Annotated in this window: 21 protein-coding genes; 11 read left to right on the top strand and 10 right to left on the bottom strand. The window is 69.7% G+C overall.

The features are described 5' to 3' along the window. Positions 1–440 precede the first annotated feature (440 nt). A complete protein-coding gene (locus tag BJ999_RS42105) occupies positions 441–4,532 on the bottom strand; it encodes a GMC family oxidoreductase (RefSeq protein WP_244983796.1) in 4,092 nt (1,363 codons plus the stop codon). A gap of 2 nt (positions 4,533–4,534) precedes the next feature. Beyond that, complete coding sequence (locus BJ999_RS17575; protein ID WP_179834297.1) at positions 4,535–4,921, bottom strand: MoxR family ATPase; 387 nt, start codon at positions 4,919–4,921, stop codon at positions 4,535–4,537. 176 nt (positions 4,922–5,097) lie between these two features. Between BJ999_RS17575 and BJ999_RS17570 the strand changes: the two genes are divergently transcribed. The 3 genes from BJ999_RS17570 to BJ999_RS17560 all read left to right on the top strand — a co-directional run bounded on the left by BJ999_RS17570 (position 5,098) and on the right by BJ999_RS17560 (position 6,350). Further along, the gene (locus BJ999_RS17570; protein ID WP_179834296.1) at positions 5,098–5,325 is read left to right on the top strand and encodes a hypothetical protein; all 228 of its coding nucleotides are present in this window, start codon (positions 5,098–5,100) and stop codon (positions 5,323–5,325) included. A gap of 396 nt (positions 5,326–5,721) precedes the next feature. Then, positions 5,722–5,979, top strand: a complete 258-nt coding sequence (locus tag BJ999_RS17565) for a hypothetical protein (protein ID WP_179834295.1) — start codon at positions 5,722–5,724, stop codon at positions 5,977–5,979. After that, positions 5,976–6,350, top strand: a complete 375-nt coding sequence (locus BJ999_RS17560) for a hypothetical protein (RefSeq protein WP_179834294.1) — start codon at positions 5,976–5,978, stop codon at positions 6,348–6,350. The genes BJ999_RS17565 and BJ999_RS17560 overlap by 4 nt, the downstream gene beginning before the upstream one ends. Here the strand turns inward: BJ999_RS17560 and BJ999_RS41330 are convergent. Next, positions 6,325–6,603 carry an integrase core domain-containing protein gene (locus BJ999_RS41330; protein WP_218935110.1) on the bottom strand — a complete coding sequence of 93 codons (279 nt, stop codon included), beginning with the start codon at positions 6,601–6,603 and terminating at the stop codon, positions 6,325–6,327. The two genes, BJ999_RS17560 and BJ999_RS41330, sit on opposite strands and share 26 nt — an antisense overlap. A gap of 85 nt (positions 6,604–6,688) precedes the next feature. Beyond that, complete coding sequence (locus BJ999_RS41325) at positions 6,689–7,006, bottom strand: hypothetical protein (RefSeq protein ID WP_218935109.1); 318 nt, start codon at positions 7,004–7,006, stop codon at positions 6,689–6,691. Between the two features lie 815 nt (positions 7,007–7,821). On the opposite strand from BJ999_RS41325, the gene BJ999_RS17550 reads away from it, so the two are divergent. Beyond that, a complete protein-coding gene (locus tag BJ999_RS17550) occupies positions 7,822–8,487 on the top strand; it encodes a hypothetical protein (RefSeq protein ID WP_179834293.1) in 666 nt (221 codons plus the stop codon). A gap of 616 nt (positions 8,488–9,103) precedes the next feature. Here the strand turns inward: BJ999_RS17550 and BJ999_RS17545 are convergent. Next, entirely contained in the window at positions 9,104–9,625 is a 522-nt protein-coding gene (locus tag BJ999_RS17545; protein WP_179834292.1) for an alpha/beta hydrolase, read from the bottom strand. Here BJ999_RS17545 and BJ999_RS41320 point away from each other — a divergent pair. Next, entirely contained in the window at positions 9,524–9,967 is a 444-nt protein-coding gene (locus BJ999_RS41320) for a TetR-like C-terminal domain-containing protein (RefSeq protein WP_218935108.1), read from the top strand. The two genes, BJ999_RS17545 and BJ999_RS41320, sit on opposite strands and share 102 nt — an antisense overlap. Before the next feature lie 112 nt (positions 9,968–10,079). Here BJ999_RS41320 and BJ999_RS17535 read toward each other — a convergent pair whose 3' ends face one another. After that, positions 10,080–11,051, bottom strand: a complete 972-nt coding sequence (locus tag BJ999_RS17535; protein ID WP_179834291.1) for a zinc-binding dehydrogenase — start codon at positions 11,049–11,051, stop codon at positions 10,080–10,082. A gap of 871 nt (positions 11,052–11,922) precedes the next feature. Further along, positions 11,923–12,183 (bottom strand): hypothetical protein, encoded by a 261-nt coding sequence (locus tag BJ999_RS17530; protein WP_179834290.1) that lies wholly within the window; start codon positions 12,181–12,183, stop codon positions 11,923–11,925. 231 nt (positions 12,184–12,414) lie between these two features. On the opposite strand from BJ999_RS17530, the gene BJ999_RS17525 reads away from it, so the two are divergent. The 5 genes from BJ999_RS17525 to BJ999_RS17505 are packed head-to-tail and all read left to right on the top strand — an operon-like array spanning position 12,415 to position 21,954. Further along, positions 12,415–12,804, top strand: coding sequence for a hypothetical protein (locus BJ999_RS17525; RefSeq protein ID WP_179834289.1), 390 nt, complete (start codon positions 12,415–12,417; stop codon positions 12,802–12,804). Further along, on the top strand, positions 12,801–15,488 hold the full coding sequence (locus tag BJ999_RS17520) for a hypothetical protein (RefSeq protein ID WP_179834288.1): 2,688 nt from the start codon (positions 12,801–12,803) through the stop codon (positions 15,486–15,488). Before BJ999_RS17525 ends, BJ999_RS17520 begins: the two co-directional genes overlap by 4 nt. After that, the gene (locus tag BJ999_RS17515) at positions 15,485–17,689 is read left to right on the top strand and encodes a WD40 repeat domain-containing protein (RefSeq protein WP_179834287.1); all 2,205 of its coding nucleotides are present in this window, start codon (positions 15,485–15,487) and stop codon (positions 17,687–17,689) included. The genes BJ999_RS17520 and BJ999_RS17515 overlap by 4 nt, the downstream gene beginning before the upstream one ends. After that, entirely contained in the window at positions 17,682–21,197 is a 3,516-nt protein-coding gene (locus BJ999_RS17510; RefSeq protein WP_179834286.1) for a hypothetical protein, read from the top strand. Before BJ999_RS17515 ends, BJ999_RS17510 begins: the two co-directional genes overlap by 8 nt. Next, on the top strand, positions 21,190–21,954 hold the full coding sequence (locus tag BJ999_RS17505; protein ID WP_179834285.1) for a hypothetical protein: 765 nt from the start codon (positions 21,190–21,192) through the stop codon (positions 21,952–21,954). Before BJ999_RS17510 ends, BJ999_RS17505 begins: the two co-directional genes overlap by 8 nt. A 206-nt stretch (positions 21,955–22,160) precedes the next feature. Here BJ999_RS17505 and BJ999_RS17500 read toward each other — a convergent pair whose 3' ends face one another. From BJ999_RS17500 to BJ999_RS41305, 3 genes are all read right to left on the bottom strand, one after another. Next, complete coding sequence (locus BJ999_RS17500; RefSeq protein WP_179834284.1) at positions 22,161–22,982, bottom strand: peptidoglycan-binding protein; 822 nt, start codon at positions 22,980–22,982, stop codon at positions 22,161–22,163. A 427-nt stretch (positions 22,983–23,409) separates the two neighbouring features. Continuing rightward, positions 23,410–24,078, bottom strand: a complete 669-nt coding sequence (locus BJ999_RS44005; RefSeq protein WP_373292888.1) for a site-specific integrase — start codon at positions 24,076–24,078, stop codon at positions 23,410–23,412. A gap of 99 nt (positions 24,079–24,177) precedes the next feature. Next, positions 24,178–24,864: a DUF3631 domain-containing protein gene (locus tag BJ999_RS41305; RefSeq protein ID WP_218935106.1), complete on the bottom strand. Its 687-nt coding sequence runs from the start codon at positions 24,862–24,864 to the stop codon at positions 24,178–24,180. 75 nt (positions 24,865–24,939) lie between these two features. Between BJ999_RS41305 and BJ999_RS17485 the strand changes: the two genes are divergently transcribed. Beyond that, positions 24,940–25,860 (top strand): hypothetical protein, encoded by a 921-nt coding sequence (locus BJ999_RS17485; protein WP_179834283.1) that lies wholly within the window; start codon positions 24,940–24,942, stop codon positions 25,858–25,860. The last annotated feature ends 305 nt before the right edge of the window (positions 25,861–26,165 follow it).

Below are 26,165 nucleotides of genomic sequence, written 5' to 3'. Positions count from 1 at the left end.
GGCACAGCTGCCAGCCCGCCCCAAGCAACCTCGATCCGATCGCCTCGACTAGGGCATATTTCGAAGTAGGTGGAGCCATTCGCTGATGGCAATGATCTCAGGGACCGCCTGGTAGCGGACGGAGAGCTTGTCGTGTCTGGTGGCCACGGCCCGGTGGCGCTTGAGGCGGTTGATGCCGCCTCCACGGCATGGTGGCCCCAGTAGTCGGGCGCGTCGAAGGCGGGTGGACGACACCGCGGTAGCCCCGCCGCTGCCGTGCATTGCCCGGTCGGCCGGCACCGGTATCGCGGCCGCGATACCGCGGCGACGCAGGTGGGCGCGGATCATCGGGGACGAGTGCGCCTTGTCGGCCCGCACCCGACTCGGACGGGCCTTGCCGTGGACCGGCAGCTCACCGGAAGCACGCCCAACCACCCTTCTCCACCATTACGGGGCGGCCTTTAGCTCGGACCGTAGATCTCCCAGAGTTCACCGAAGAGGAGGCGACCGGCGCGCGTCAGGATATCGGCGCCCTGGGGACCGCTGGAGCGCATCGTGGCCAGGGTGCGCGCGAAATCGGTGAGTTGGATGTGCAGGACACCTGCGCCCTTGACAAGCGAACCCGTCTCCTCCTCCTCGGAGACGTGGCCATCAAGTATCCGCACATGCAGAGTGGAGGTGTCGGGCCAAATCTTCGTCGGCGAGCCGTGGTGAACGTCCTTGTGCCCGACTAGCGTCTGGGGGCGGCCGTTGCCGTTGTAGTGGAGCCGGTAAGTCGTTAAGCGAGGGCCACTCTCACCTTGTGACGAGACGACCACCTTGTAGGTGCCTCTTTCGATGGCCGCCCGTCCGCCGCTCCCGGTTTCGATCCAACCCTCGACCCGTGCGGTGTAGTGGGGGTCTTCGAGGAACCTCACCGCGTCGTCCGCGGTGATGGTGACGCGGAAGGACAAGGGCTCGCGCGTATCCGCCAACTCACCGGTCCTGGGGTCGGAGACGTCGTAGGCGAAGAAGCCCTGCATTTCTTCGACGAATGACAGGGGCGTGCGGGCGGACGCTTGGGTATTGGGTCCGCGTGCGATCGTGGCGGCGTCGACAGGCAACGTGGTTTCACGAACGTTCATTTTCCTGGTCGGTGAGGCAGACTGGGCAGGCGCCCCTTCCAGGATGCGGGTGCTCATGCGGTCCGCATGCGCGGCGATCGTCAAAGCGGGGTTCGCGCCTACTGATCCGGGCATTGCCGCGCCGTCGGCGACGTACAGCCCGGGGAATCCGAATACTTCCCCGTAGGCGTCACATACTCCCTCACCGGGATGGGCGCCCATCGGTGCCCCGCCGAGCGGATGGATGGTCATGACGCGCTTGCGGAACCACATGGGGTTATCGGCGTAGGAGGCGCCGAGCACATCCGCCATCATCTGCATCGTTCTGCGCAAGCGCACGAAATGATCGACGTCGCCCGCCGCGTCCAGGTCGACGTCGAGCCTACCGTTCTTGAGGCGGAGTGCACCGTCGGGAGTGGCGCGGCCCATTCCGAGCAGGGGTAGCGAACCGACGGTGAGCGCGCCGGTTCCGATCAGGTCTGAGAGTAGTCGGGACAGATGGGTGTCCGGGGCGTCGCGAAAGGAGTCGGTGAAGCGGGCCCACGTGTATTTCACCGCGCGCTCAATCTGGCTGCCGACGGGGTCTGAGGCTTGCATTATCCAGGTGCTGAACGCGGGGTAGCCGCCGTCCTCGATGTACGCGCCGTGCCCGGTGCCGGCCACGCCGCCATCCTCGCCGTCCAGCTCGTCTGGCAGCCGGATCGCGCTGGTGATGGTCGGGCCGCGGGAGGCGTCCAGCTGGCGGACGCCGTCGCCGTCCCTCGTTCGCTGCAGGAAGGTCAGAAGGTCACCGTTGCCGCTGAAGCGCGTCCCCACCGCCTTGCTCAACCCGGGGAACGCTGCCCGGGACTTGAGCAGCAGGAACGTCGTCCCGAACGCGCCAGCTCCCAGGATCAGGCGGTCGCAGGAGATCGTGGTCACCGGTGGACGGCGCTTCTTGACGTTCAGGTCGGTGTGATGAACGTAGTCGACTTCGTACCCGCCGCCAGGCCGTGGCCGGATCCCCTTCACTTCACAGGTGGTCCGGATGTCGGCGCCGTAGTACGCGGCGGCCGACAGATAGGTGAAATCGAGCGTGTTTTTCGAGCCTTGATTGCAGCCAATGATGCATTCCCCGCACAGGGTGCAGGTGCGCCGGGGCACGCCGTGAATGTCGCCGTAACCGGTTTCGGCGATCGGCAGGCCGATGCCCGGCGCGGCGCCCGGCCGCGGCGCGAAACTCACCGCAAGCGGCGGCAAGGTGTGGCTCAGGCCGAGTTCGGCTGCGGCGTCCTGCATGGCGCGCGTTTTCGGTGTGTCGTCGTACGGCCCGCTATCGAAGGGATACGGAGTAGCGCCGAGCATCCGTTCGACGACGTCGTAGTGCGGGTCGAGGTCGGCTCTCGTCACCGGCCACGGCTCGTAGCCGCCGGATGGCCGGTCGTTGACGAACCAGTGCTCGTCCTTGCGCAGCAACACGTTGGCGTAGATCAGCGAGCCGCCGCCGAGTCCGGCCGCCACGACCGAGTCGAAGCCCTTGAAGCCCCACACGTCGTACATGCCGTAGAGGCCCTCGGCGGGGTCCCAGAACGCCCGCCCCATCTGCGCCGGCGAACGAGGGAAGCCACCCGGCGGGTACGGCCGGCCGCGTTCCAGCAGGACGACCGACTGCCCGGCCTCGGCCAACCGGTACGCCGCCACCGAGCCCCCGAACCCGGACCCGACGACTACCGCGTCCACATGCTCGATCGACGATCGCGGTGCCCGCACCCATCGCTGGCTGAGCGGACGGTCGCCCCAGCGTCCGGTGGACGACGGCGCCATGGGTGCGACCGGCTCAGGGACCGAGGGCGGTGAGGGCGCCGCGGCCAGGTCCGCGTAGTCGCCGCCCAGGCGTCTCAGGAACTCGGCGGAGAAGGCGGCGAACGGTTCGCTCGAGGGCGCTAGTGCCTGGTCGCCGACCGCGCCGGGCAACGCCAGCAGTGCCCCGGTGGCGCGGGGATGGCCGAGCCGCGCCTCGATGAACGCGTTGACCCCCTCGACGATCCGGACGGCATCGGAGCGGCGGAGGGTCCCTTGCAGCACCTCGGCGACGCCGTCGTCGAACGCGTAGCGGGTCTCCTCGGGGTCGGCCGCCGGTTCACCGACGATCCGCAGCAGCCCGCTGTCGAACACCTCCGCCAGATGGGACGGCCGGCTGCCCGGAAGCATCACCTGCTGGACCAGACGCATGATCGGGAGGGTCAGCGGGACGGCCGACAGGTAGCCGGCCAGCCGGTACGCCTGCGGGGATGCGGCGCGGAACGCCGCGACCCTCTCGGCCGGTTCGGCGTCCCGGTCACCGGGGAGCGGGACGGGCTCCCGCCCGTCCCGCGGGGCGTCCGGAGACGCGGTGCCCGGCCTTGCCGGCCGCGTCCAGACGACCATGCCGTCGATGCCGCCCGGCGCATCGCCGCTGAGCAGCCGTGCCCAGGGGGCGAGCCACTCGGGTTCGATTTCCAGGACCGGGACGGGAACGCCCTGCCGGGCCATCGCGCCCGGACGGCGGCCGCGGCTCTCCGCGATGAGACGGAGGTTGGGCGCGCCCGCCGCGGCGCTGTGCAGGCGTGCCGGACCGGCGGAAAGGCCGGTGCGTTTCCAGAGGCGTTGCGGGAACGGCTGCAGCAGCGCCAGTGGGCCGCGGCGTGCCCACAGGTCGAGCGCTTTGAGCGCCTCGCCGTCGTGCCAGATGCCGTCGACGCAGTCGCTCACCACCAGGGTCAGCTGCCGTCCGGACGGATCGATGATCTGTTTGGGGCTGCGTGGCGCCGCACGCGTACGGGACTCCGCGTGCAGTCCCAGCTCGCCGCCGGCCGACCTCCGCAGATGCCACACCCGGATGTCGCGGAAGGCGCCGAGCCGCTCCAGAAGCCTGCGCAGTTCCCCGGCCGTCGACCGCCACACCGCCATGGACGGCCCGGCATCGATGACCAGGGCGAGGCTGAGCCAGCGCTGCCGCTCCGGGACGAGAACCGGTATCACGATGTTCTCGTCGGCGACGCGGTCGGCGGTTGCGTCCTCGTCCAGGACGAGGGCGCGCTCGGAAGGGAAGCGGCGTCTCAGCGGGCGCAGCGCCCGCATGATGTCCAGACCGTGCGGCAGCGGCGAGACGGCAGGCGCGGGCGCGGCGATCGCGCTGCGGGGAGCGTCCTGTGCCGGTGCCGCCACGGGTTCGGGAGGATAGAGAGAGACACGGTGTTCCTGATGGTGCGGTCCGCGAGGCGGGCCGAGCGGCAGAGGAGACGGGGACGCCCCCGGCGCGGGACCTGGGTGCTCTGGCGGCGTGGGCCGTTCCTCGGCGGAGGCCGGCGCAGGAGCGGAAGCGGCCGCGCCCATCTGTTCGGCCAGCCACAGCGTCTCGATGACCTCGCTGTCGGTCGCTCGGACGCCCAGCGCGTCCAGCACGGCCAGGAGATCTTCAATGGACCCCATAGTCAGTCCGTGGCCGTCCGCAGATGCTCCATGAGCTTCTCGGCGACCTCCTCGATCCCGCCGCCCTGCCGGCGCACCGCCTCGAACCGGAAGTAAACGGCGTTGAGCAGCTGGTCGGTGGCCAGTTCGTGGCCGTCCTTCCGGCGGTCGACGAACTCCTGGAGCAGAGCGCCGCTCGTCTCCTGCATTTCCTCGCCGAGCCGCGCGCGGACGATGTCGGCGAGCTGCCGGCGGGTCGGCGGAGAGATGGTCAGCGGCACACAGCGGCGCAGGAAGGCGGGCGGGAATTCGCGCTCGCCGTTGCTGGTGAGGACGATGACCGGGAAGGCGGCGCAGCGGACTCGTCCGCCGCGGACGCTCACACGGTCCGGCCCGTCGGCGGTCGTCACCTGGACCTCGGGCCGTTCCTGGGCGATGCGAACCAGCTCCGGGATGTCGAACCTGTTCCATCGTCCACACGTTCAGGCCGGACGAGGACACTTCCACCATCTGGAAGTTCCAACTCGATGGTCTCGCTATCGTCCACGCAATCCGCTCCTCCCCGACATCCCGGCAAAGCATCGCCATGAACATCATCAAGCCGGGCGGAGAGGAAGAGCGCGGCTTCGCCCACACGCGAGCGTCCACAACCGGCCGCTTCGCTCAACGGATCACCTCAGTGCCCGCGATAGGCAAGTGCAGGGGCGTCCGTGAAGGCGCGTTCATTGGCGGGCAGGCGACGTTCCAGCCGATCCCGCCCGTGGTGACGACGCTGGATGGGATGAGCCCTCACCTCACCGCCTCCTTGGGGTAGTTGATCAACGTGGCCGCGGGCATTGTGACCGTCGTGGCGGGCGTCCTGGGCACCCTGGGCGTCACCGCCGGCGTCGCCACCGCACTACTGCGCAATGCGCCGGCGGCAGCGTTGACCGCGACCTGCCTGGGCGGGCTGGGTGTTCTGATGGGAGTCGTTTCGGCCTCCTTGCCGTCGGGCACCTCAGGCCGTCTCGGGGGGCGCGTCGGCCGCCGTGCCGGTGCTACCGGCCTACCTGCCGCGGGAGGAAGTCGACGAACGGCTTCGTCGTGAGGTCGCTGCCGCCGCCCAGTCCAGCCGGATGGTCATCGTGGTTGGGTGACTCTTCCACCGGTAAGAGCCGGGCATGCTGGGAGGCGGTCCGCGCTGGTCGCCCCGGCTCGAGGGCCGATCCTGGTGCTGGGGTCCATGTGGCCGGAGTACTGGCGGACGCTGACGGAGTTGCCGCACAGCACCGTCGAGCGGCACCGCCGTGAACACCACGACGAAACCCTTGATCGGCATCGAGCGGCACGGGCGCTGGGGCAGGCGGTCGAGGTCACCATGCCGCGCGGCTACATCACCGAACACGGCTGGGACCAACTCGACGACAGCTGGTACTTGCAGCGCTGGATGCCCTCACTGCGCCGCACCGCATCATGCCCGGACCGTTGACGCTGTACCGGCCGCGCCCAGGCGACCCACCTGCGGAATATCGTCTCTATCGGCTCGCCGACTTCCTTGAACAACACGGCCGCGCGGAGCGCCACGACATTTCTCCGCCAGCCACGCTGTGGGCTGCGGCACGGCATGCGATGCCGCCCGACGTGCTCCGGCTCGCGCGGGCAGCGTTCGCCGCAGGCGACCACCATCGGGCCCAACTGCTGTTCCATCCGGCCACCGACCACGATGATCCCGAAGCGCTGGGATACCTGTCGTCGCTGATGGAACACGGAGGGGACCGTGCCGCTGCAGAACACCTGGCGCGCCTGGGCTTGCCGAAAACCGCGTCCGCGAAGGTCAAGCCGCATGCCGGTACTCCTTGAGGATGCCGCACAGACGTTTACTTCTTCGAATGTTCAGCTGGGCGATCTCGTCGAGTTCGGTGATCGGTGAGGGCAGCGACTTCAACGGGCGGGCGGTGGCGATGCCCTGGTGGGGCCGGTGCTCGTTGTAGAAGGTCTCGAACTCGCGGAGGGCGTAGAGCAGGTGCCGCTGGTTCCAGATCAGAGTCGGGTCGAGGAGTTCGCGGCGGCAGGTCTGCACCCACGGCTCCATGACCGCGTTCGTCCTCGGCATCCGCACCCGGTCAGCACCGTCTGGATGCCGGCATCGGCCAGAACGGTGTCGAACAAGTCAGGGAACTTGCCGTCCCGGTCACGGATCAGGCACCGTGCCCGGCAACCCGCGTCCTCCCGGTCCATGGCCAGATTCCTGGCCCCTGTGGCACCGACGACGCGGTCGGATGGGCGGTTGCACCCAGAACGCGGATCCGGTGGCTGTGGTGCTCGATGACCGCCAGCACGTACATCCGTGCACCCGTGAGCGTGACGGTCTCCAGGAAGTCACACGCCAGGAGTGCCCCGGCCTGGGAGCGCAGGAAGTTAACCCACGTGGTCGATGCACGCTCGGGTGCCGGATCGACTCCGGCGCCCTTGAGGATCTCCCAGACCGTGGAGGCGGCCACCTTGACGCCGAGCACCAGCAACTCGCCATGCACCCGCCGGTAGCCCCAGCTCGGGGTTCGTGCCGGCCAGCGATCATGTCCCGGTGCCAGCGCAAGACCGTGTCCGGCCGCACGGGCAGCCCATCCGGAGCAGTACACCACGAGGCAAGCGGTGCAGCAGCGCCACGAGCAGTGCTCGATCCGTACCGACGAACCTCACCCTCGTCCCGTCCGTTTGGCGCTCCAGCACCGTGATCTGATGCCGCAGCACCAAGATCTCGGCGTCCTTCTCCCGATCGGTCATAGGAAGCAGACGCAGCACCGTGAACGTGCTCGCCACGGTCAAGTAGGCCAGTCGCAACAGCACGACTGCCCATCATCCCGAGGCGAGCGCGGTGTCGAGGCAGAGGCGGTGTCGTGGCCTGTCCCGCAGCAGTTCCCAGCTCTACGCTGCAATCCGCCGGACATCACCCCTCTCACCTGCACGGACGTACTTTTTCGGCAAGCACAAGGTCCGCGCCGGTCAGCTGGCCGATCAGTTCCTGGAGAGTCATGTCCCCGTAGTCGCTCATGCGTGGGCTGCAGAGTGCCACGGACTTCGAGAGCTCGCCGGCTCACACCGCCGCCGTCGGTGTGAGCCGGCGGCACGCCGCCCGTACACGGCCCCATTCGATGAGGTGGGCGCAGCCGCCGACTCGCTTCGCGGGGCCGCGTCCAGAACGGCCATCAAGGCGGGTCATGTCCGCCGTCCGAGTTGCGGTCGCGAACCCGCGCCGCGGCGAGTGCCTCCGGACCAGCGCGGCGGCGCGATCTGGTGGAGGCGCGCGGGCCGAGCGTTCAGAATCGTGTGCATGCGAAGGTCTGATCGGATCGCGTGGTGGGCGTTCGGCATTGGCATCATCGTGATCTTTGGCGGTGTGGGGGTGGTCGGCATGATGGCCGATCCGCCTCCGCCGGAGCCGCCCTCCCCGGCCTCCGTGGACAGGTTCTGCCCGTCTGAGCCGGGCGGTAAGGCGCGGAGCGACACATATTTCAAGGAGAGCGCGGAATCGTACCGGGGGAAGGGCCCGCATACGGTGAGACTGATGTTCGTGGACGCCAACACCGGTGAAGATGCCGACGTTCTCCCCTCCCGCTGGGCGGCGAGCGATGAGGTGAGCGATACCGGCGTGAAGGCGCAAGCCCAGCTCGTCGCCTGTGGTCACCAGGACAGGGCCGGGAAGCGGGAGATCCGGGTCTGCGAATACGTCTCCGAATCCGTTGCGAGGTTGTATCGGCAACTCTCGGGACGCACACGACCTAAGAACACAACCAAGATCTCGCTCCTGGAGGCCTCCTACACCTTTGAGATCTACGAGGCGAAGACCGCCAGGCCGCTGGGCCGCTTCAAGGTGCCCGGCGACCAGGCGTGCCCAGGGAGCGTCAAGCTCGACGGCCGGACCGTCATCGGCCAGGCGCCGAACGCAGCCAAGCTGCGCAAGGCTTTGCGCCCTTACGCGGAACGCACGGTCAGCTGAGGGCTCGGTGTCCCCTGCGCGGTCTTCCGTGCAGAGCCGCCACGGCCCTGGTCGGCCAGGACCGGGCGTTTGACGAACCGCGGTCCCGGGCGCGGCGCATCCCCCATAAAACCGTCGGGTCCGGCCAGTTCACGTAGTGGCCGGCCGGCGTTCCGCAGCATCGCCCACCGCACTACGGCCACTACGATCCCCCGCGTCGCGGAGATCGCGCCGACCCAGCTGGCCCGCGGCGACGCGTGGTCGGTCGCGTTCACGCCGGACGCCGTCCCCGCCCTGGCCTCGGTCTCCCCTGGCCTGGACGCACCACCCGTTGTCAGAGCGCTCCGCCTGCAGGTCCGTACGCCGGCGGCTTTCGGCGGAGCCAAAGAACTGACGGCCGGTATCAAGCCGTGATGCGCGCCTGCTCGGCCTGGGTGACCGTCTCCGGGTCGCTGAGCACGTAGGTCTGTTTGACGTGCCGGCCGCTGGTCAGGCAGGCCGAACGCGGTGACGGCGCGCTCGACCACTGCCCAGAACGAATGCGGATCGGCCTCGGCGGAGGCGGCCGACACGTAGACGACCCTGGCGCAGGGCGTCCGGCGCCCCCCACGCCGGGGCCGCTCGGCTGCTGCCGCGTCTACTCAAGGGCGGTGTTCCGGTGGGGCTTGGGCGTCCTCTCCCGGGATCTCACCCAGGCGGTGAAGCCCTCGATCGCATCGACGACCGCCTCGAAGCGGAAGGAGTGGTACAGGTCGAAGGCGTGGTTCCCACCACGCAGTTCGGCGTAGACGACGGGGGCGATCGAGGTCTGGCGTAGCTGGTCGGCGAAGTGCCGGGCGTCGGTCACGGGCACCATCGGGTCCAGATCGCCATGGGCCACGAGAAACGGCGGTGCGTCCGCAGTGATGTGGGCCAGCGGCGAGGACTCGGGGCCCTGGCCGAAATACGGGCCGTACCAGCCGTTCAGGTGGATGACGCCGGTCGCGGAGGTGTCAGCGTTCTCGAAGCCCGGCTGGAAGGCAGGGTCGTTCTGGGTGAGCGCGGCCAGCCCCGCCATGTGCCCGCCCGCCGAACTGCCCGCGACGAACAGGGTCGTCGGATCGGCGCCGTACTCGCCGCCGCCCCGCCCGACACAGGCGACCTGACCGCCGACCTGCACAGCAGGCTCACCGAGGTCATCGGCCTACTCACCCCGCCGCATAACTCGCCCGGCACCGGAGTGATCGCCGAGGCACTGCAAGACCCCGACCTCGCCCGTGACCTGCGCGAACGCATCATCCGGCCGCGCATCGCCACGTTCAAGGAACGGCTCCGCCGAGCCCAGGACGCAGGCCAACTGCACCCCGACGCCGACCTGGACGTCGCACTCGACCTGTTGTACGGCCCGCTCTACCAGCGCCTGGCCCTCCACCTCGGCATGCCCGACCCGGCCTACCTCCACTCCCTCATCACTCACGTCCTGCGCGCCCTCACCCCGCCCACCTCCAGCGCCCCGCACTGACGCACCCGGGAGGCCAAGAGAACTCACGGACGGGCGCTTGATGGGCAGGGCCGCGGGGGTAGGTTCCATGCCCGGAGATACCCCCCGCGATCTGGTGCTCTCGGAACGGCCCTTAGATGATCAGCAGGGTCTTCCCTATGGCGGTGCGATTCTCGATCGCGGCGTGCGCCTCGGCAGCTCGTTCCAACGGGAAGGTCTGCCCGATGACCGGCCGGACGAGCCCGGCGGCGGCCTGGGACATCATCTGCTCCGCCCACCGCGCCACGTTCGGCCTGAAATCGAAGAGCTGCTCGATGCCGATCACGTCCACTCCCCTGGACCGGGCGTCGGCAGAGTCGATGAGCGTGACCTCGCCGCTGGAGGCTCCGTGCACCGAGAACCGGCCGCCGCGAGCCGTCACCTCGAACGCGGCCCGCCCGATCCGTCCGCCGACGCCGTCGAACACCACGTCCGGTCCCGCACCATCGGTCGCTTCGAGCACCCGCTTGGTCCAGGCCGGCTCGGAATAGTCGACTGCGGCGTCGGCGCCCAGTTCGCGAATCAGGTCGAGCTTGCGCGCTCCCCGGGCAGCCCCGAGGACCCGAGCTCCCGCCGCACGGGCAAGTTGCACCAGCAGGCTGCCGACGCCGCCGGCCGCCGCTTCGACCAACACCCAATCACCGGGGCCGATTCGGGCTGTCTCGGTCAGGCCCTGCGCGGTGCTGCCGTCGCTGTGCAGGGCGATGGCCTCCGGCAGGCCCAGCCCGTCCGGCACCGGAAACAGTTCCTCGACCTTCGCTACGGCACGCTCGGCGAACCCGCCGGCCTCTCCGGTACCGGCGATGACCCGGCGCCCGAGCCAAGCCGGATCCACCCGCGCCCCGACCGAGCTCACACGACCGGCCACCAGACCACCCGGCACGTACGGCAACGACGGCCTGGTGTGCCACTTATCGACACCACGCCGGATCTGCGTCTCGACGAACGTCATACCCGCAACCGCCACATCGACCACGACCTGGCCCGCCCCCGCCACCGGATCCGGCGCCTCACCGGGCACCAGCACCTCCGGACCCCCGAACCGCAGCGCCTGAACCACCCGCACACCGACCACCCCTATAGCCGTTCACCGATGAGGACCCAAGCATGCAACCTCGACCACACTTGAGATCAAGGCGCGGGCCCGAAGAAGGGGGAGGTCGGCTCCGGCAATGTCAGAGCCGTCGACGATGCCGGGAAGGTCGTCAGTAGGGGATGTCCCGTGTCCATTCATCTTGCGAGCCGCCGTCGCACCTTGGCCTCGCTGACCGCCCAGTTCCCCGGTGCGCAGATCATCGACGCGACGTCCAGGGCGATGGAGCCGTGGGTGTCCCACACGCCAAAGCCGACGACCGAGGGCGAAGACACTCTCCTGCCGCGATGCGAGCACCGAATGGGCGGCTGCACGACTTGGTCATATAGGGCCATGAACGTAGGCCCACGCGCCGGTAGTCGCACCTGGGCGTCGGTGAGCCCTGCGCCGCCTCGCGGCGCTCCTCTGTGACCAGCATGATCGCTTGCAATGCCTCGCCGGCCCCGATGCTGCGGCGGCCGTAGCGGATCGTCAGGCCGGAAACCTGCTCGGCGAAGGTCTGCCCGGCACAGGTGTCGTTGCCGCGCCGGAACCGGTGAACCCGCAGATGGATCAGCACCTCCTGCCGACCGGCCGCCGTGTCGGATAGGCGCCGCTCGTAGTGGCTGTGCCTGCGCTGCGACCACGTTCCGCAAGCCGGGCATCAGGACCTCCTCGCCCACAGCGTCCGTCTCCGAAGAGCATGGCAGTTGGCCTTAGGCCGGGGCTCTGGGGAGCCAATCAGGGAGCCACCGTGGCCGGCCCCATCTGGGCCCGCCACAACTTCCCCGGACGTTTTCGCAGGTGGGAGGCTCCCCGATCGACTTCCATCGCCCCTGATCGACTGGTCTTCTGAGCCACTCGGTCAAAAGGTCCTCCCCAGTCGCCGAGAAGCCGGCGCTGGGGGGATTCCGCCGACGGCGGCCGCCTCGGCGGCGTTGTGCCCGATGTCCAGCCAGTCCGTCACCAGGAGGGTCGAGGAGTCGTATCGCCCGAGGGAGACGTCGGTCAAGTAGCCGATCACGTTGCCGGGATCCCTGCCTTCTGGGTGGAAGAAGTTGAGCCAGCGGTCGCGCTCGCCCTCTTCTGGCAACACATCCGAGGGATGGCACAGTACGACCAGCAAAGGCGGACTCCCTTCGCTGCGCACGCCTTTATCGTGCTGCCCGGACCGTGGGGCGCCCGACGTGAGGCCATGTGTGGCCTAAACGCCATGACGCGCTTTGCGCGTCTTGACTCCAGGATCGCCACTCCGGAGTCTGGCCTGTACGAGTTGGGTTTCCGCCCACGCGCAGTATGTCGCCCGCGATGCAGCCGTCCGTGCGGCTGAGGAGCGAACTCCTCCAGGAGGTGGCACATGGAGTTGTCTGCCGGGATGCTGCGCGCGCTTGCCGACGGCGGTGCCGACCTGTTCCCCCTCGGCGGGGTGAAAGGACTCGATATCGGCCTGGATGAAGCCGGTGTCTTGACCGTGCGCATCCTGGTATCGCATTCCGACGAGCCGCCCGCAGGGCTGCCGGAGTCTCCCGGCGGCGTGCCGTACCTGGAGACCACACCCGTGATCCCGGACGCCGACCGGCACGATCCCGTGCTCGGCGGCCACCAGGTCGGCCGCCACGACACCCGTGGCGGTCTCACCACGCGGGCGATAACACCACCGGTTACGCCTGTGGCTTCCCGGCGGTGGCGGCCGCGCTCGGAGTCACCTTGTGAGATGAGGGGTGATGTGACGGGGACGGGGCGATGATCAGGGCGTTGGTGGCGCGGCCGACGGACCACCTGCTGCTGGGGGTGGAGTGGTCCGGCATGACCGTCACCGGCGGACGGGCGGCGCTGGTCGCCGACCCGGGTGGCGGGGTTCTCACGCTCTGGTTTCCGCCACAGCACCTGGCCGAGGAGACGATCGCCGAGACCGCCGGGGCCGCCGGGCGGCGGCGGGCGCGGCTGTCCGGGTCGAGCGCGCTGCGGTTCGTCGTGCCGGCCGGGAACAGGGTCGAACTCACCGTGGAGGGCCTGATCCGGGCCGCCGGCGAGCTCGCCGTCGACGCCGGTAGCGTCGTTGAGCTGCCGTGGCGGCTGAAGGTACGCCCCCAGGCCCAGGGCGGACACCCGCTGCGGGCAGGCCACCCTGTCGGCACGATCCCGGATGAGACCAACCCGCTATGGCGTACCCGGTTGCACGCTTCCGAGCCCGGCTCGGGGGTGGAGCTCGTGGTGGTGGACGAGACGGCGGCAGGCATGGGCGACCCTCCGGACTTCGTGCCAGCGCTCGACCGGTTCGCCCGGCAGTCCCTTGCCGAGCTGACGGGCGAGGCGCCGGCGCGGTCAGGCCTGTTCGAGCTGAGCGCGCTCGGGGGCTCCCTCGTGGCCTCCGGACGCTGGCCGGAGGCGGAATGGGACCACAGCGCCGTACTCGGCCGGGACATGTCCGTTCGCTTCCTCGCCCGCGGCTACCTCTACCCGTTCGGGCACCGGGCCACCTACGAGAAGTCGGTGGTGCGCGCCTTCGATGCGGCCGAGCAGGTCGCGGTGCTTCGCCACGCGTACCAGCTCACAGTCGTCGAGCCGGTACGCGGCCGGTCTCAGGACCCGGCCATCCGCCGCCGGTTCCCATTCGACGAGGTGGAGATCTCCCGAACCGTCTTCACCGAGCTCGAGCACCCCGACTGGCAGAGCTTCGATGCCGGGGACGGCCAACGCAGGGACACCTACTTCCGGCCCATGGCCTCGGCCGGGCAGCCCCTCCTGTTCCCGGTGGTGTGCCACGCGCCGAACGGCCCCGTCCGGCTCGAGGTCCCGCTCGTGTTCGTCGCGGACCGGTCGCTGGACACCGCGGCGACCTCGCGGCTCGCCGAGGAACTCGGAAGGTTCTACGGCCGGGTCACGGTCGCGATTCCGCCCACCCCGCTCGACCTCGTTCGGGCGCCCGAGGCCGCACCGGCGGACGTCCACCTGGTCCGCGGCTTCACGCTCGGCGGCCGGTCCGGCCATGCCGATCCGGGGGCCGTCCTCGAGGAGCTGGAGATGACGCTGCCGGCGCTGGGACGGCTGCTGGACCAGGCCGACGCCTACCACCCGTTCCGGTACACCGACGCCTTCGCCGAGAAGGGCGAGTCGGCGTACGCGATGCTCGAGCTCGCCGCAGGCGAGGCGATACCGATCGACTTCTCGGGGCGGGCGGAGCGTTCCGGCGGGCTGGCGGCGCTGGCGTACCGGGTCAACGCGATCTCCCGGAACTACGGCCCCGTCAAGGCCGCCGCGGGCGCCCTGGTGTCCTCCCCGGCCGGCCTGTTCGACGTCGGGGCCGACCTGCTCGGCTACCCGCTGCGCGAGATCATCGAACGGATCGACGCGCCTCCGATGATCACATCGGAGATGCGGCCAGGCCGCGGCCCCGTCGTCACGATGAGCTGGTCACAGCCGGGCGCCGTCACGTTCCGGAAGAACCTCCCGGGATTCGTCGCCAAGGACACCACCCGCCTCGAGCTGAACGTGGTCGCGTCCGACACCGGCACGAGCGTGACCTGCACACTGCATGACTTCGGGCTGCGGCTGCCCACGTCCAACCCGCTGCTCGAACTGTCGTTCGCGAAGGTGACGTACGTCCGGCGGACCGGGCCCGAGCCGCCGGGCCAGGGCGCGCCTCCCAACGGGCTCACCGTCGAGGGCCTCGGGGCGAAGCTGCTGGGCAGCCTGAAGCTGCTCGAGGAGTTGGGCGACAACGTCGCGATCGGCGACGCCGGGCCGAAGATCACACCGTCCACCGGCGGGGTCGCGGTCGACTACGCGCTGCCGCTACCCGCCGTGACATGCGGCGTCTTCGTGATGCGCAACATGCTGTTCAGGGCCGGCGTCGACGTGTCCTTCACCGGCGCACCACCCGAGGTCGTGCTCGGTTTCTCCGGCCGGACGAACCCGTTCGTGCTGACCGTGATGGCGTTCGGCGGTGGCGGCTACCTGGAACTCGCCGCCAACCAGAACGGGCTGCGGCGGCTGGAGGCGGCGCTGGAGTTCGGGGCGCTGGTGGCCGTCGAGTTCTACGTCGCACGCGGCGAGGCCCACATACTCGGTGGGGTGCGGTTCGTCTGGGACTCCGGCGAGCTGGAGGTCAGCGGCTACCTGCGGATCGGCGGCACCCTGGACGTGCTGGGGCTGGTCTCGGTCTCGGTGGAGCTGAGGCTGGAGCTGACATACCGGTCGGTGACGAACGACTTGGTGGGCCGCGCCACCGTGATCCTCGAGATCGAGGTCCTGTTCTGGTCCGAGCGTGTGGAACTGGACAGCGGCGAATGGCGCCTGGTCGGCGGGGACGCGCCGGCACTGACCCGGCCCGCGGCCTTCACCGCCGACGGCGACCACGACCCGGGGCTGGAGAACTGGCGGCGGTACCGCAGCCGCTTCGCGCCCGCGCCTTCGAGGGAGGAGCCGTGAGCAGCGTCCCCCCGGTCGCCGAGTTCGACCTGCCGTTCGCCCCGGACCGGCTGTTCTGGACGGACAGCGATCATCTGCTGGCCGCCCGTACCGGCACCACGGATCCCCCGCTGAAGCTGTCGGTGCCCGGCGGGCAGGCTCAGCCCGCGTGGGGAGAGGATCCGAGCGGCCTGCCCCGCGGCACCCTCACCGCGATCACGGTCCAGGCCGCGTACGGGGTCTGCGCGTACGCCGAACGGATGCAGGTTCCCCACGACACCGAGCCGTTCCAGCGGTTGGTGGGGCTGAACGTGCACACCGGTGAACGGTTCTGGCAGCGGCAGTACCAAGGCGCGAGGGACCTCGCCTTCGGCGACGTCGGAGATCCGTTCCTGCTGGCGTGGACCGATGACGGGTTCCTCGCCTACGCGATGGAGCCGGGCGATCCTGCAGGGTGGACCCGGTCCGTGTCGCTGTTGCTGAGCCAGCCGTGGTGCCTGGGACCCGACGGCTCGCCCTCGTTGCTCGCGTACGGCTCGCCACCCTCGATCGTCGACTGCGCTACCGGTGAGCCGCGACCTTCGAAGCAGACGCGGCTCCTCCCCGGCGATTGCCAGCAGCTGAAGTGGGCCGCCGACGAGATCCTCCTCGCGGTGGGCGAGTACTTCTGGATGGACGAAGCGGGTGGCGAACCCGGCACCTCCGGCTGGATCATGGAGTTCGAGGGCGACGGGTACGTCGAGTTCCGGCTCCCGGCCGGAGATTCGGTCGGCTACCACGGCATCGCCACCAGTCCGTCAGGGAAGTTGGTGGCCTACGCCTCGGGCTCCGAGCTCACGGTCCGGACGCTGCCCGGGCTGGCCCCGTCGGAGGATTTCCGTACGCTGCGCTTGGACCCGGCAACGGGCAGGCCACGCTGCGTCCGATACAGCCCCGACGGCGGGCTGCTGGCCGTGAACGCCACCCCGTCCGGCCCAGGGGTGACGCTGCTCGAGGCCGGCACCGGCGCCTGCCTTTGGCGGCATGACGGCGAGGCCGGCCGGATCGAGTTCAGCCCCTCCGGCACCCGGATCGCCCTGTGCGGCGGCAATCAGGTCACCTGCTACGACATCGACGACGTCGCGGCGGCCGCGTGGACCCACCGGCAGCAGTGGGAGCGGCGCGGCACCCCGTACCGGATGGTGCTCGCCACGATCCCGGACTCCCAGGCGCCAGAGCGGGAACGGACCTGGATCGGCGTGGTCGGTGCAGGCGAAGGGGCCGGCGGCTTCGAGTACTTCCGCAGGCTCGGCGACGCCACGCCCCTGTACGAGAGCGAGCCGGACGCGCGGGTGCTCGGCCTGGCCGTGAGCCCGAGCGGGGACCACTGCGCAGTGTGGCTGGCCGACACAAGACTCGTGGCCCGTACGTTGCTCGGCACGCCGTTGCAGTCCTGGCCGCGGCAACCCTCCGCCGCCGCCCGGGCCCCGCGCGACGCAGCATTCATCGACGACCGGCGGCTTGTCGACGTACGCGGAGACACGTGGTTGCGGTTCTACGACGTCAACGAGGAGGACCCGACGAGCGTGCAGTTCAACGAACCGCTCGAGCGGGTCGCGGTGCTTCCGGCCGAACCACCCGACGACGCGGTGATCGCGGTGGCGAGCCGGAGCCACTGCCACCTGCTGCGCCACGACGGCGGGCAGATCACCGAGAAGCCGATCGACGTCGACGGCAAGATCACCTCTCTGGCGTTCGCCGTGCCCGGCGAAGGGAGCGCCAAGCTGTTGATCACCAGCGGCAACGCCGACGCCGCGCTGGTGCTCGTGGACATCCGTACCGGCCTCACCGAGACGATCCCCCATCACACGGGGATCGACCAGGTCGTGGTGAGCCCGGATGGCCGGCTGCTCGCGACCGCGGCGGGCAACGACGTGCGGGTGACCTCGGTCTCCTCCCCCGGCGACGCGCACACGGCGTGGCGGCTGCCGTACCCGGTCACCCGGCTGGCGTTCTACCCGAAGGGACGCGCCCTGCTCGTGGCGACCGAGCAGCCGTACCTGTACATGTTCGACCTTGACGGCGAGGCGGTCGGGCACGGGGATCACGACGACGCGGACGCGTTCTGGTGGGGTCCGGTGGCCGGCGTTCCCCACGACCTGGGGTTCGCCGCCGACGGCAGGGTGCTCGCCGTCGCCTGTGAAGACGGAATCCATTTCTACCGAGGCCGGGGCGATGAGTGACCTGGTGCTGATCGCGGTCCCGAACCGCCTGCTCAACCCGGCCGACGTGCCCGGCCACGAGATCGAGCGGCCCGCCGTACTCCGGGTCGTCGTGGTTCCCAGGCTCGACGGAAGCTCCCTGACGACCGAAGGGCTGGACACGTGGCCGAGGATCCTGCTCGACGACCTGGACTTCCGGCTGTACGTCAAGAATCCCGCAGGCGTACAGGCGACACGGTTCCGCCCGGTGCTGTACGACTCCGTGGCCAGCCAGGACGTCTGGGACGCCGTGTTCCGGGGCGACGCGGCCAGGCTGTTCGCGGGCCTGCGTGAGCCGGACAGCGCCCTGGTGACGCCTCGGTACGGCGACGCCCAGCGGATCGGCCTGACGTACCGCGAGGTGAGCGAGGTGCTGGCCGAGCCCGACGGCACCCCCGACCTGGCGCAGTATCTGCGGCCGTGGGCCGCCACTCCTCGGCCGGAACCGCCGCGGGACTCGCCGCTGCTGGACTCGGCCATGGACTTCCGGCGCACGTTCGGGCTGATCCGCGAGCATCCAGAGGTGCTGCGTGACCTCGGGCTGGTATTCGAGTTGCTGATCAACGCCGACGAGCTGGACGACGGCGATCGGCTGTCGGTGCGCGCGTACGGCACCGACCTCGTGCTCACCTCGCCGTGGACGTGGTACGAGCTCGACACGGAGGGATTCTGGCCGGGTGCCGACCCCGAACGGGCCAGTGACGTACGGCGAGGGGTCATCGACCTGTCGGACGCACCGCGGATCGACCTGGTGGACGAGACGCGCGACACGCCACCATGGGCAATCGCGACCTTCGATGTGGACGGCGGGGTGATCGGACTGCGGGCGGCCGCACGGCTGCTCGCCTCCGGCACCGGCACTGATCCGGCCGGGCCCCCCGCGCCGAACGGGCCGGGCGCACCGCTGCCCGCGCTACGTTCGGCCGGGCTGACGCTGATCCGCCCTGACCGGCAACGCGAGTTCGAAGACCGACTCGACCGGGCCTCACTGCGCGCCCACAACCGCATCCACGCCACCGACGGCAACGCCGAGGACGAACTGGACGCCACCGAACTGGTGCTCGGCTATCGAGTGGACGTGTTCGACGCCGACGACCCCCAGTGGCGGTCGCTGTGCGCACGCGAGGCCGTCTACTCGGTGCTCGACGCGGCGGGCGACCGTATCGAGATCGGGACCGGGCGGGGCCGCCGGGAGGAAGGCCACGTCAAGCACCTGGCCGCCGTACGCGGCGAGGACGGCGTGATACGCGCGGACGAGATCGTGGTCCGGTGGGACGGCTGGAGCCTCGCGGTGCCGCCTCCCGAACTCGCCCACCGTCCCGACCGGACCTGGCAGGCCGCCGCCCCGCGCATGGCCGCCCCGTACGACCTGGACTGGAGCTTCGACGTGCCGGAGGGAGCGCTCCCCCGGCTCCGTTTCGGCCGGCGCTACCGCCTGCGCGTACGCGTGGCGGACATCGCCGGCGGCGGCCCTGATCTGGACGCCGTCACCGACGACTGCGCCAGCGACGAGATCGCCTACCGCCGGGCCGAGCCGGTGGCGCCGCCCCGCCTGCACGTGGACTCCGCACCGCTGCCCGGCGCGGCCGTCGACCGCCTGGTGATCCGCAGCGACCAGGGCATGACCGCCGAGGAGTTCGCCGCCGCCGAACCCCGCTACGCCGCCCGGGACGCCTGCACGCTGCATCCCCCGGCGGTCGCGTTCGCGCTGATCGAGCAGCACGGCGTACTCGACTCGATGACCGATGCCGAGAGTTGGCGGCTTGCCGCGCAGGCGTTGCAGGTTGAACCCGGCGACCAGCCCGCGCTCTCTCTGCCGGACCCGGCGGCGGCCGGCGTGGCCGCGTACGCCGGCGGGCCGTGGTCGGCGGCGGACTGGCGCCCCTGGCCGGGCACCGACACCAAGACCGTCGTGGTCGGGGACCACGTGCCCGAGAGCACCGCGGTCGTGCTCAGCTGGGAGAACGACGATCGCCTGCGGATCGACCTGGCCCCCGGGGAGAGCGCCGACGTCGAGCTCTCCTCCACGATCACGCCGGGCTTCCTCCCGCACTTCGCCGTCCACGAGTGGCTCGGGCCGCGCGCCGCCCCCGGCGGAGTCACCAGCGGGAACGCGCTCCGGGGGCGGCACCCGTTGCTCTCGCCCCCGGTGACCGTGCAGGCCGTGCACGCCGTACGCCGGCCTAAGATCGCCCCGGTATGGCGGGAGATGCAGGCGACTCGTGGCGAGGGCGACGCGGCGGCCATCGTCACGGCGGAGTTCGCCGAGGACGGGCTGCACACCGCCAGCACAGGCAGGGTGGAGGTCGCCGCCGCCTGGGAGGAATGGTCGGATGACTCCGTACGGCCGATGACCGCAGACCACGTGCACGACCGGGACGTGGACCGTGACCAGGCGCCGCGACTGCGCTTCGCGCACCAGTTCGGTGACACCCGGCATCGCGACGTCACCTATACCGCGAAGGCGGTGAGCCGCTACCGGCCGTACTTCGCCCCGGAGGACCCGCCGGGGGCGTTCGAGCTCGTGGGCGAGCCGCGCACCGTGGTGGTGCCGTCGTCCGCCCGGCCGCCGAAACTCGAGGTGCTTGCGGTGCTGCCCGGTTTCCGTTGGTCGGCGGAGACCGGGCCGGACCGGATCGTACGCCGCCGCTCCGGCAACCGGTTGGTGGTCGAGCTGGCCCGCCCCTGGTACGCGACCGGTGCGGGCGAGTGCCTGGGCGTGGTCGCGTCCGAGAGCCCCGGAGATGCCGCGCATTTGGTCACCGAGCTGGCCGGAGACCCCGTCTACGCATCGCCGCGCGTCGGCCGGTACCCGGGGGCCGAGTGGTTCGGCGGCGAGGCTCGTTCCCTGCGGCTGCCCGGCGGTGAGCTGACCGCATCGGTGATCGCGTGCCCGGTCACCCTTGAGGGCGACGCGTGGCGCGCCGAGGTGGTGCTGACCCCGCCCGCCGACATGCGCGCGTACCGGCCCTTCGTACGGCTGGCCGTGGCCCGCTACCAGCCGTACAGCCTGCCGGCGCTGGAACTGTCGCCGGTGGTCACGACGGAGCAGGTGCCGCTGCTGCCCGATCGGGAGATCGTCGTCGAGCGCGCCAGGGGAGGGCTGCTCGTCCGGGTGCACGGCGTCGGGCCGCAGCCGCCGAACCGAGTCGAGGTCGGCATCGACGAGGCCCCGGACAGCGGCCCGGCACCGGAGCTGATCGCGGTAGACCCCGCCACCGACCCCGGCCTGCCCGCGTGGCGCCCGCTGCCGACGTTCACGCGGACCGGTGACGCGTCCGGCACGCCGATCGGGCTGCCGCTCCCGCCCGGAGGCCGGCCGCTGCGGCTGCGGGTGCGGGAGGTCGAAGACCTGACACCGCTCGGCGATCTTGCGGCCCCGCAGGAGGGCCTCGGCGCGCAGCCGCCGGAGCTGACCGAACGCACGCTGTTGATCGACCACATCCCGATCCCGGGCGGATGGCTGCCGGAAGGGGACGACAATGGGTGAGCTGGAGATCTCGGTGGACACCGGCGGACTGATCCAGACCCCGCCGATCGATGTGAACGTCGCCGACGACGGGTCGGGGATGCTGCGCGGCACGATCGCCTTCGTCATTCACAACCCGGGCACGGAGGCCGTCACCGTGACATTCGACGTCCTGCCGGACGAGGGGACCCCGGCTTCGTGGTTCCGGGTCGAGACCGACCAGTTCACGGTGCCCGCGGACGCTTACGTCCAAGCCGGCGTGCAGATCACCATGCCGGCCGAGGGCGGGTACGAGCGCCACCACCTACGGGGACGCGTGCGATCACCTGGTCTCACACCGGCCGTCAGCGAACAGGGTCGCTTCTCCCGGCCGCTCCCGCCGGGATGGGGAGGGACCTCATATCCGGATACCTACCTCGACCTCTCCTACGGTGGCCGCGACATCTTGTTCAAGTTCCGTGGTCCTGGCATGGATGCGTCCCTACGCTTCAACATCGGAGCACCGGACCCGGAATCGGCCGGCTGGTTCAGCGTGCAGCCGGCGAATGACAGTCCTGGGCCTATTGGGCTACCGCCCCCTTGGGACGGGAGTTTCACCTGGCGTGTGGTCGTCGACGCCGACGCGCTCATCGCCTCCGGGCGGCCTGGGGTGTGGCTCCAACCATGGGTGGATATCGCGTACTTCCCTCCCATCTCGGAAGGGGATACCTCCATCCCAGGCCCTGAATGGAAGCCGTGCGGGTACTGGTTCGGCTATGGCGTAGAGGTTGGCGGCTGATGAGCACTTCGTAGGCAGGATGCTTACGGGAGTACGGAGGCACCGCACGGACCTGCGTGCGAGCCGTGGCATGACCACTTTGGGGCTCGGACTAGCGTCCCATGGGCTGGCTCGTTTCCCGAGGCCGGTTCATCGCGATCAGGCGATGCGCTCGGCACCGAGTGCGGGCCCGGCACGCACCGTCCTGGACGCCTGGCGTGGCCGCCTCAGAACTTGACCGGGAGTACGACGACCAGGATCTGGTAGCCGAGTCCGTCCGGGACCGAGGTGTCCGGCAGCGAGATGCGCTCGATGACGACCCCGCCGAGCCGTTGGACGATCTGCTCCATCTTCGGCAGCGTGTGCGAGTTCGTGGCGATCGTGAGGCGCGCGCCGGATGCCGCGATCCGGCGTATCTCGTTCTCTCCGCGAGGCGTGATGGGCGCGGACCGCAGTGCGATGTCTGTGGCCGTGTCGCGTGGAATGGTGTCGGTCAGCGGGCGAGGTGGTCCGCCGATGACTCCGGGATCGGTGACGAAATCCTCGAAGCCCTGGTACTGGGTCTCCCCTTCGCCGCCGATGTTCACCTTCCGCCCGAGGCCTGGGTTGATCGGCGTGGCGATGTGGTCGACCAGGTGCCCGCTGGCGTCCCTCGGGCACGTGCTGTGGTCGTGGGGAGATCCTTCATGGGTCAAAGAGACGAACAGGCTGACCACGGCGGGCGGCGGTCTGTTCTCGAACGCCACGAGCTCATCGTCCAGCGCGGCGATCGTCTTCTTGCCGACGATGTCGTCCGGCCTCGTCTGGCCGGGGCCCAGGATGTTGCGCGGTGGTCCTTTGAAGGCCAGTACGGTCCGCGCCGTCGTCTGGCCGTAGAGCATCCCCTCGATCTCCTCAGGAGCGATCACGCCGGCACCCAACGTGACGAGCGCGGCCTGGATCTTGGAGACATGGACGCCCTGGGCGCCGGGTGTGACGTGGCCGGCGTCCGACACCAGGCACTTCTGCAGCGCCACGTCGTCGCGGAAGAGTTTCGACGTAAGAGGCATTGTCCCTCCTTGCCGCAGGCCCCGCCGGGCGGCACATGCGCATCCCCCTGGGATCGACCGCAATGCCATAGAGGTGCGGTCGAATGCGACCAGCAAAGCACGGGCAAAGACCCTCCTGCTAGAGGCACGGCCGGGTATGGACACGAGCCGCCGCCCCACAATGTTCTCACTTGCCCGGGCCGCAGGCGGATTTCTCCTCGGCCGTTCACGCAGGGACAAGTCTTGAATTTTGGGATGCACGGCGCTCCAGGAACTGCCGAGTTGCCTGGACCGATGTGTTGACCACTTATCTGCTGGCCATGCCTCGGTTCCTAGGCGTGAGCGGAGGCTTTCGGGCGTTCGCCACGAAACCGCGGCAGGCGAGGGTGATGATCGAGCGGGCGGTGGCGGCCGGGCTGCCGTTTGCGTGGGTGACGGGCAATGAGTTCTATGGCGATAACGGGCCGCTGCGCACCTGGCTGGGGACCGAGCGGATCCGGTACGTGCTGGCGGTCTCCTGCGACCACCGGATCGCCGTCGGCGGCGGGGCAACGATCCACGCCGACGCCCTCGCCCGCAGGGTGTCAGACAGCAGGGACACGACGCTGTGCCGCATCTCGTGGGGCGTCCAGTCCGCGGCCGGTAGCTCGGCCTTGGCGAGGATGCGCCGGAGTGCGCGCCTGACTTTGTGCGAGTCCAGCGGCGTCCCAATCCGCGACGCGAACACTAGGCCGTGTTCCTGCCACGGACTGCCGGCCGCCTTCCTCGTGGCTTCCTGCCTCTGGTGGTGGGTTTGCAGCGCATCCACGCATCGCGCCGGTAGGGCGAGCGTCCGGCGAGATTTGCTGGTCTTGGTTTCCCCGCCACCTCGCACCGAACGCCAGACCATCACGGTAGGCGACACGGCCGGTTCCGCATCCGGCTTGCCGACTAGGTCGACATGGGCCCACGTGAGCGCTCGGAGTTCCTCCGTGCGGGCCCCCACAAGGAGCGAGAGTACGACGTAGGCGTATAGGGCCGCGCCCTCTGCGGCGTTCAGCACAGCTTCGGCGTGTGCGAGCGTGAGTGCTTTCGAGGGCCGTCCCTGGCGACCGGTCGGAGCGTCGCATAGCGTCACCACGTTCCGCTTGACCTTGTCGCGCACCTGAGCGTTCCGCACGGACCGGTTGAGAATCCAGTGAATCAATCGGAGAGTCCGCGTGCTGAGGTCGGATGCCTACTCCGCGAGCCACTTGTCCACGTCTTCGGCGGACATGTCGCGGAGCTTCCGCGCGCCCAACCCTTGGATGATGTGCTTCTCGGCGAGGGTTCGGGGAGTTCTCGAGTACCGGGCCCATGCGTCGGTGAAATCGGCGCGCTGGTAGCCCTTGGCCTGGGTACCGTCGAGGAACCGGATGTTGCCGGATCTGATCTCGTATACGCGCAGGATGGTGCCGAGTTTCATCGCGGTCAGGCCGTTGGGCCCGTAGTCGGGCCATGGCGCTTCCGGGTCGGCCTTGAGGCGGTCGAGGAGAACGGCGGTCGGTAGAGGGAGGTCGGCGCCGAATGCGGTCCGGCAGTCGGTGAGCAGACGGAGGCGGGTGGACATCTGGCCGTTGTCTTCGGCGTCGGCGGTGAAGGCCAGGACGGCGGCGCGGGCGCGGCCGGGCCAGTGGCCGCCAGCGTGGTCGGCGACGGCCGCGGGGGTCCCCAGGTGTCGGCGGCGCGGTCTTCCACGGGCATGGGTGGTTCGGCCGATTCCAGGGCGGTCAGGTCGGCGCGGAGCCGCCCCTCCGCGGCCCCCGGTGGGGCGCTGCGCGGCGACAGCCCGCGACCGCGTGATGGTCAGCCAATGTGGCAGACGACACAGACTCAGGAGCAGACTTCCTGAAATGCTGCCATGCGACCTGTTGGCGCGGTTCATACTCGGCAATGGACGCCCTCAAAATGATCATTCGGAGTCCTTCCATGAGCGCCTGAGCAGCGAGGAGTCATTGTCGTGGCGGAACGCAAGCCGGCGGTTCCGTGGCAGCGCGGGCGACTCGTCTTCGGCGGGCTCCTTTCGGTCGCGCTCGGAACAATGACCGTGGTGGCCGGATTGGGAGGCACCACCGGGCGGCTCGCTCTGCTCGTCACTCTCGTCGGCGTCATTCTCACCCTGGTCATCGATGCCTTCTTCCGCCGCGAGGAGAGCATCCACCACGACCAGAACCAGCTCGCCGAGATCTCCTCCGCGCTGGCCATCACCAAATCGCTGGCCGACGCCCCCTCCGAGTGTCAGGCGTTCGTGCGCGAGATCGCGGAGCAGTGGATCCGGATCGACGACCGCAACAGCGCGATCCTGCTGAAACTGCGCGAGGCACGGCAACGAGCGTTCACCGAGGACATGCGCGACCTCGCCAACGGCCAGTCGTCGCTCGGGCGCCGCCAGGAGTTCCGTCCCGGAATCCTGCCTGCACTGACGAAGATGACCGCACTCAGCGCGACCGGAAACGATTACTGGTGGACCGGGCGCGATACCACCTATCTCGCGGCGGAACGGTCCGCGGTCACCGATGGCGGCCTGACGCTGCACCGCATCCTGGTCCTGTCGAGATCCGATATCGACGGCGCCATGCTCGAGCTGCTGCGGGAGCAACTTGACGCGGGGATCGTGCTGGACGTGGTCATCCGGGAGGAGGTCTCGCCGCTGGACCAGGGATGCCTGACCAGTGACCGCGCCCTGGTCACCGACAAGGGCGGTATCGTCGGTGTGGTCATTCCCGGAAATGATGAGAATGACGCCGTCGTCGACGCGGGCCATTTCACCATCAACGAGGACAGGATCGAGAACACTCGGGACATCCTGCAGACCCTCGCCCCTTATCAGACTCCCGCCGCCGACCTACTGAAAAGACAGTCGGAGCTTGACCACGGGTGACGCCACCGTCGGAGGAGGCCGGCAGACTCCATCGACACGCGCTGACGAGCACCTGGACTCACTCCCTCGGGTCAGAGACCCTGTGCACCTGATCTTGCTCGCAGTAGAAGACCCCTCGACCGATGGAGCCGTGGGAGCCACCGTGGCCGGACTCCGCCGGACCCGCCACGACTCCCCCGGACGTTTTCGCAGGTGAGAGGCCCCCCGATCAACTTCAATCGACCTTGATCGACTGGTCTTCTGTGCATGCGCGTACATGGCGAAGAACTTTGTGGCCGTGCCCCGCGGGTAGCAGCACCCATGCG

The sequence above is a fragment of the Actinomadura citrea genome, from assembly GCF_013409045.1.
GTDB classification, from domain to species: Bacteria; Actinomycetota; Actinomycetes; order Streptosporangiales; family Streptosporangiaceae; genus Spirillospora; species Spirillospora citrea.
This window is presented reverse-complemented; position numbering and strand designations above follow the sequence as displayed.

Excerpts from the sequence above, each read along its gene's own strand:
- BJ999_RS42105 (WP_244983796.1), bottom strand. The coding sequence starts at position 4,532 with ATGGGGTCCATTGAAGATCTCCTGGCCGTGCTGGACGCGCTGGGCGTC.
- BJ999_RS17570 (WP_179834296.1), top strand. The coding sequence starts at position 5,098 with ATGAACATCATCAAGCCGGGCGGAGAGGAAGAGCGCGGCTTCGCCCAC.
- BJ999_RS41330 (WP_218935110.1), bottom strand. The coding sequence starts at position 6,603 with ATGCCGAGGACGAACGCGGTCATGGAGCCGTGGGTGCAGACCTGCCGC.
- BJ999_RS17550 (WP_179834293.1), top strand. The coding sequence starts at position 7,822 with ATGCGAAGGTCTGATCGGATCGCGTGGTGGGCGTTCGGCATTGGCATC.
- BJ999_RS17525 (WP_179834289.1), top strand. The coding sequence starts at position 12,415 with ATGGAGTTGTCTGCCGGGATGCTGCGCGCGCTTGCCGACGGCGGTGCC.
- BJ999_RS17520 (WP_179834288.1), top strand. The coding sequence starts at position 12,801 with ATGATCAGGGCGTTGGTGGCGCGGCCGACGGACCACCTGCTGCTGGGG.
- BJ999_RS17510 (WP_179834286.1), top strand. The coding sequence starts at position 17,682 with ATGAGTGACCTGGTGCTGATCGCGGTCCCGAACCGCCTGCTCAACCCG.
- BJ999_RS17505 (WP_179834285.1), top strand. The coding sequence starts at position 21,190 with ATGGGTGAGCTGGAGATCTCGGTGGACACCGGCGGACTGATCCAGACC.
- BJ999_RS17500 (WP_179834284.1), bottom strand. The coding sequence starts at position 22,982 with ATGCCTCTTACGTCGAAACTCTTCCGCGACGACGTGGCGCTGCAGAAG.
- BJ999_RS41305 (WP_218935106.1), bottom strand. The coding sequence starts at position 24,864 with ATGAACCGCGCCAACAGGTCGCATGGCAGCATTTCAGGAAGTCTGCTC.